General features: G+C 52.4%; 5 protein-coding genes. All 5 read left to right on the top strand.

Annotated features, from left to right (window positions below; translation table 11 throughout):
- Nucleotides 1-1,224 (top strand): FAD-binding oxidoreductase (locus PJE062_RS18635; RefSeq protein WP_157039250.1); only part of this gene is annotated, 1,224 nt, incomplete at its 5' end.
- A gap of 33 nt (nucleotides 1,225-1,257) precedes the next feature.
- On the top strand, nucleotides 1,258-2,238 hold the full coding sequence (locus PJE062_RS18630; RefSeq protein WP_037037600.1) for a TRAP transporter substrate-binding protein: 981 nt from the start codon (nucleotides 1,258-1,260) through the stop codon (nucleotides 2,236-2,238).
- Nucleotides 2,239-2,302: 64 nt separating this feature from the next.
- The gene (locus PJE062_RS18625) at nucleotides 2,303-2,836 is read left to right on the top strand and encodes a TRAP transporter small permease (RefSeq protein ID WP_008550825.1); all 534 of its coding nucleotides are present in this window, start codon (nucleotides 2,303-2,305) and stop codon (nucleotides 2,834-2,836) included.
- A 5-nt stretch (nucleotides 2,837-2,841) separates the two neighbouring features.
- Nucleotides 2,842-4,155, top strand: coding sequence for a TRAP transporter large permease (locus tag PJE062_RS18620; protein ID WP_008550972.1), 1,314 nt, complete (start codon nucleotides 2,842-2,844; stop codon nucleotides 4,153-4,155).
- 1,026 nt (nucleotides 4,156-5,181) lie between these two features.
- Nucleotides 5,182-5,533: hypothetical protein (locus PJE062_RS26580; RefSeq protein WP_037037598.1), on the top strand; the 352-nt coding region annotated here is incomplete at its 3' end.

The raw sequence follows: 5,533 nt of genomic DNA, 5'->3' as shown, positions 1-5,533 counted from the left end.
GTTGTCATCGGCGCAGGAATTGTAGGTGTTTCAGCAGCTTTATGGTTGAAGCGTGAGGGTCATGATGTGACCCTCATCGACAAGGGCGAACCTGGCATGGGGGCATCCTTCGGCAATGCCTGCGTTCTGGCAAGCTGCTCCGTGGCACCTGTCACAGCACCGGGTCTTATCCTGAAAGGCCCAAAGCTGCTGCTGGATCCGAACTTCCCGCTGTTTTTGCGCTGGAGTTATCTGCCGAAGCTGGCGGGTTGGCTGACACGCTATCTGTCACATGCAACGGATAAGGAAACCCGCCGCATTGCGCAGGGCCTGACCCCGATTGTGGGCGACAGTGTAGATCAGCACCATGCATTGGTGGACGGAACCAGTGCTGAAAAGTGGCTTCAGGAAAGCACCTACAGCTTTGCCTACAACGACAGAGCCGCATTTGAAGCAGATGCGTACACCTGGGAACTGCGCCGCAATGCCGGCTTTGTGCCGGAACTGATTGAAGGTGACGCAGTTCACGAGATGGAACCAATCCTGAGCAAAAACATCAAGCTGCTGGCTTTGATGCGCGATCACGGGTTCATTCAGGACCCGGGCGCTTATGTGCAGGATCTGGTGAAAGTCTTCACCGAAATGGGCGGCACGTTTGTGCAAGCCGAGGTGAAGGACTTTGAGTTGTCGGGCGGTTCAATTTCAGCCGTCATGACCGACAAAGGACGTTTTGAATGTGATCGTGCGGTACTGGCAACCGGCGTCTGGTCCAAGCCTTTGATGAAGAAGCTTGGCATCAACGTGCCGCTGGAAGCTGAGCGCGGTTACCACATCCTATTTAAGAACCCGAGCGAACAGCCGAACCAACCAATCATGGTGGCCTCCGGCAAGTTCGTGGCAACGCCAATGGCACAAGGTTTGCGCTGTGCCGGTGTTGTTGAGTTTGGCGGGTTGGAAGCCGGTGCCTCCAAAGCACCTCTGGCCCTGCTACGGAAAAAGGTTCGCGAGAGCTTCCCACATCTGGAAGCCTCAAGCGAAGAGGAATGGCTGGGCTTCCGCCCTGCGCCATCGGACAGTCTCCCCCTCATCGGTGAAGTGGGCAAGAGCGGTGTTTATGCAGCGTTCGGACACCACCACATCGGCCTGACGGGCGGTCCAAAAACCGGGCGGCTGGTCTCTGATCTGATCAGCGGAAAGCGCCCCAATAACGATATAAGCCCTTACGATCCGCAGAGATTTAACTGAGGGCATCACTAATTTTCTTGGAGGAGAGTACATATGAAGAAGTCTAGTCTACTGGTTACCTTGAGTGTTTCCGCTATGGCGTTGGGGGCAACAGCCGCTTCTGCTGAGAAGTGGGATCTGCCGATGGCATACTCAGGGTCCAACTTCCACTCTGTAACGGGTGCAGAATTTGCAGCTTGTATTACGTCCGGTACCGGCGGTGAAATCGAAGTAACCACTCACCCGGGCGGCTCCCTGTTCAAGGGCGGCGACATCAAGCGTGCAATTCAGACCGGGCAGGTACCAATCGGTGAGCGTCTGCTTTCCGGTCACCAGAACGAAAATGCCCTGTTCGGCGTGGATTCCGTTCCATTCCTTGCAACATCCTTTGATGATGCGGCCAAGCTCTGGACTGCAGCAAAGCCAGCACTTGAGAAGGTTCTTGGCGAACAGAACCTGACCCTGCTGTATTCCGTGCCATGGCCACCACAGGGTCTGTACTTCAAAAACGCAGTCAACTCTGTTGCTGACATGGAAGGCATCAAGTTCCGCTCTTACAACACCGCAACTGCGCGTCTTGCTGAGCTGACAGGCATGCTGCCAGTTTCCATTGAAGCTGCTGAGATTTCTCAGGCGTTCGCAACCGGTGTTGCTGACTCCATGGTCTCCTCCGGCGCAACTGGTTACGACCGTAAAGTTTGGGAAAGCCTCAACTACTTCTACGAAGTGGATGCATGGCTGCCACGCAACTACATGCTCGTAAACTCTGATGTCTGGGCTGGTGTTTCTGAAAAGAATAAAGGCATCATTCAGGCATGTGCGGCAACTGCAGAAGCTGATGGTCTGAAGCGTTCCATCGACTACACAAACTTCACCCTTGATGGCCTGCGTGAAGGCGGCATGAAGGTTGAAAAAGGTAGCGATCAGATGAAGGCTGACCTTCAGGAAATCGGCGCAACCATGACCGCTGAGTGGCTGGAAGCAGCTGGCGACGATGGCAAGGCCGTTGTCGATGCATTCAAAGCAATGAAGTAATTCGTTCTTTGGCCGGAGCCGCCGTGCGCGGCCCCGGCTTTTCTTTTTCTGGAGGGGGAGAACAATGAAGCTTACACGCGCACTGCGCTTGGGCCTTGATGGGATCTACAAGACGGCCGGAGTTCTCTCAGCGCTCTGTCTGATCGCCATTCTTGGGCTCATCGTTATGCAAATGCTGGCTCGCTGGACCGGAGAAGTCTTTCCCGGTGCTGCAGAATATGCCGGCTATGCAATGGCTGCGGCCAGCTTTATGGCGTTCGCAAATGCCTTGAACAAGGGCATTCACATTCGAGTTTCCATTCTACACCAGATGCTGGGCAAGACCGCACAGCGCCTGCTGGAAATCTGGTGCTTTGCCATCGGCACAGCCACCATGTGGTACTTCGTGTACTACGCACAGCGGTTTGTTTACTGGTCGTGGAAGTTTAACGACATTTCTCAGGGTCAGGACAGAACACCATTATGGATGCCGCAGAGCTTCATGCTCATCGGTGCCGCGATCCTGGCGATTGCTCTTACAGATCATCTGCTTCAACTCATTTTCACTGGCAAGCACCGTGTTGCGCCGGAACTTGAAGAAGCAGTTGCGGGAGAATAAGAGCAATGGAAAATATTAGTATCATCATCCTGTTCCTGTTTGTCATGTTCACCCTGCTTGGCACCGGCGTCTGGGTCGGTTTGGCGCTGATGGGTGTGGCATGGGTCGGTATGGAACTGTTCACAACCCGCCCTGTTGGCGACGTGATGTTGACGACCATCTGGTCCTCCTCCTCCTCATGGACTCTGACGGCTCTGCCGCTGTTCATCTGGATGGGCGAGATCCTTTACCGAACGCGTCTTTCGGAAGACATGTTCCGCGGCCTTGCCCCATGGATGGCTCGCCTGCCGGGCGGTCTGGTACACACCAACATCGTGGGCTGTACCGTGTTTGCGGCGGTCTCCGGGTCTTCAGCTGCAACGCTGACAACCGTTGGCAAGATGTCCATTCCGGAACTGCGCAAGCGTGAGTATCCGGAAAAGATGATCATCGGCACGCTCGCGGGTGCGGCAACGCTGGGTCTGATGATCCCGCCGTCCCTGACGCTCATCGTGTACGGTGTGACCATCAACGAGAGTATCTCCAAGCTGTTCTTTGCAGGCATTGTGCCGGGTATCGTGCTGGCTGGCATGTTCATGGCGTATGTGGCGATCACCTCTCGTGTGTCCTCCAAGTGGAATCCGACCGAAGAGCCGCGCATGAGCTTTTCTGAGAAGCTGGCAAACACCCGCTTCCTGCTGCCGGTGATCCTACTCATTCTGGTGGTGATTGGCTCCATGTATCTGGGCTTTGCCACTGCGACGGAAGCAGCGGCCTTTGGTGTGATCGGCAGTCTCATTCTGGCGGCCTCGCAAGGGTCACTGAACTGGAAGAGCTTCACCGAAAGCCTTATGGGTGCAACCTACACTTCCGCAATGATCGCACTGATCCTTGCCGGTGCAGCGTTCCTCTCCCTTTCCATGGGCTTTACCGGCCTGCCACGTGGACTGGCGGACATGATTGCAACGCTGGAGCTGTCCCGCTTTGAGCTGCTCATGGTGCTGCTGGTGTTCTACATCATCCTCGGCATGTTCCTTGATGGCATCTCTTCTGTGGTGCTGACCATGGCTGTGGTGGAGCCAATGATCCGTCAGGCAGGCATTGACCTGATCTGGTTTGGTATCTTCATCGTGGTGGTGGTTGAGATGGCGCAGATCACGCCGCCAATCGGCTTTAACCTGTTCGTGCTGCAGGGCATGACCAACTACCAGATGGGCTTCATCGCGCGTGCTGCGTTCCCGATGTTCCTGATCATGGTTCTGATGGTCTTCGTGCTTATCGCGTTCCCAGAGGTTGCCACATGGCTGCCGGAGAACATCCGTAGCAGGCCTGGGGGCTAGCTGACGCCCCTTCCCTAAGTGCTGATTGAATGATGCCCCGATCTACGAAAGTAGGTCGGGGTATTTACTTAGAGTAAGCAATCAGAGGTTCAATCGTCAAATTTGGTTAAACCATTAAGTGCGCACAAATGCAGGTTTTCTCATTTCTAGATTTACGGATTTGTGCTTCTCGCCTGACACTATTATCGAGTTTGATCGCCCTGATTTGCCGTTGTGCGGTCACTTTTAAGGTAAATATATGACCTTAACGGCACCTTTGTGATATATTTTCACCATAAAATGAGTGCCAGTCTCATATTTTTTGTATTGACAAACATATGAGTGTGACATGCATCACAAGTGTTATGGTAACTTACTCAAACGTAATGTCTTTTTTATCGATAAATTTTTATGTAAGATAAAACAAATATACCCTAAGTATAAAAATTTTGATATTTAAGTAATACCTAGAGTTGTAATTGCACTAAACATTTGGATAACATTTATTCTAGATCTAAAAGTATAAAAAGCCTTGCCACATTTCCGCCTCAATTGGGGCGAAATATTGAACTCAGATCAGGTCACCTCCCAAAATGGGGGCGTGTAACTGGCAGATTGCATCGTATCTGTATTGTGTACTCAAAGTGGTATGATGAGAAATCTGCAATTTATGCATAAGGATTTGATCAATGCTTCAGGTAACTGAAGTTCGTTGGGTGACACTAAACGTTACTCAAAACGTTTGTCGCTATGAGGCATGCTCGTTATGAGCATTTAGCGAAGCTGGGAGGCTAGGCTATGACGTATATTCGTAGTGTAGACTTGCATTCTGAATGCGGCATTAGCAGTGTTCGGGTGCGCCCAGGGACTTTCCTGACATAGAGAACCGACTTGGGTTGGGACCCTTTGTAGCTATCACCACAAGTGTAGCCATCTGAAGGACCTCCTGCCAGCGGTATCACACCAACAATTCAACCTCACTGACTCTCGGAGCCTGCTTCGGGACCGGTGAAACGCATCTAACTATTGTCTGAAAGGGATAAAGACATGGGCTGGTGGAATCCATTTAAAGCAATCGCAAACGTAGTAACCAAAGCCGTAAGCGCGGTTATTGAAGGCGTATCTACAGCTCTTGGTGAGCCTGAGCTCGGCAAGAAGATCGCTGGCGTTTTTGAAGCTGTGGTTGACACTGTTGTTGACGTTGTTGTGGACATAGCCGTGGGGGTTGCCACATCCAACCCTGTTACTGCTGTAGTCAGCGTCATCACCAATATCGCTGAAGGTGCGAAGGACGTTTATGACGCCCTTAACCCTGCATCTGACCCTGTAGAAGTTGCTGCTGCAGACGCTCCTGTTCTGGAAGGTGCAACAGACTACGGTTCTGATGACATGCTGATGT

Origin of the sequence: Pseudovibrio sp. JE062 (assembly GCF_000156235.1) — a bacterium.
In the GTDB taxonomy this organism is placed as follows: Bacteria; Pseudomonadota; Alphaproteobacteria; order Rhizobiales; family Stappiaceae; genus Pseudovibrio.
The sequence above is the reverse complement of the archived record's forward strand: the minus strand, read 5'-3'. Positions and strand labels throughout refer to the sequence as shown.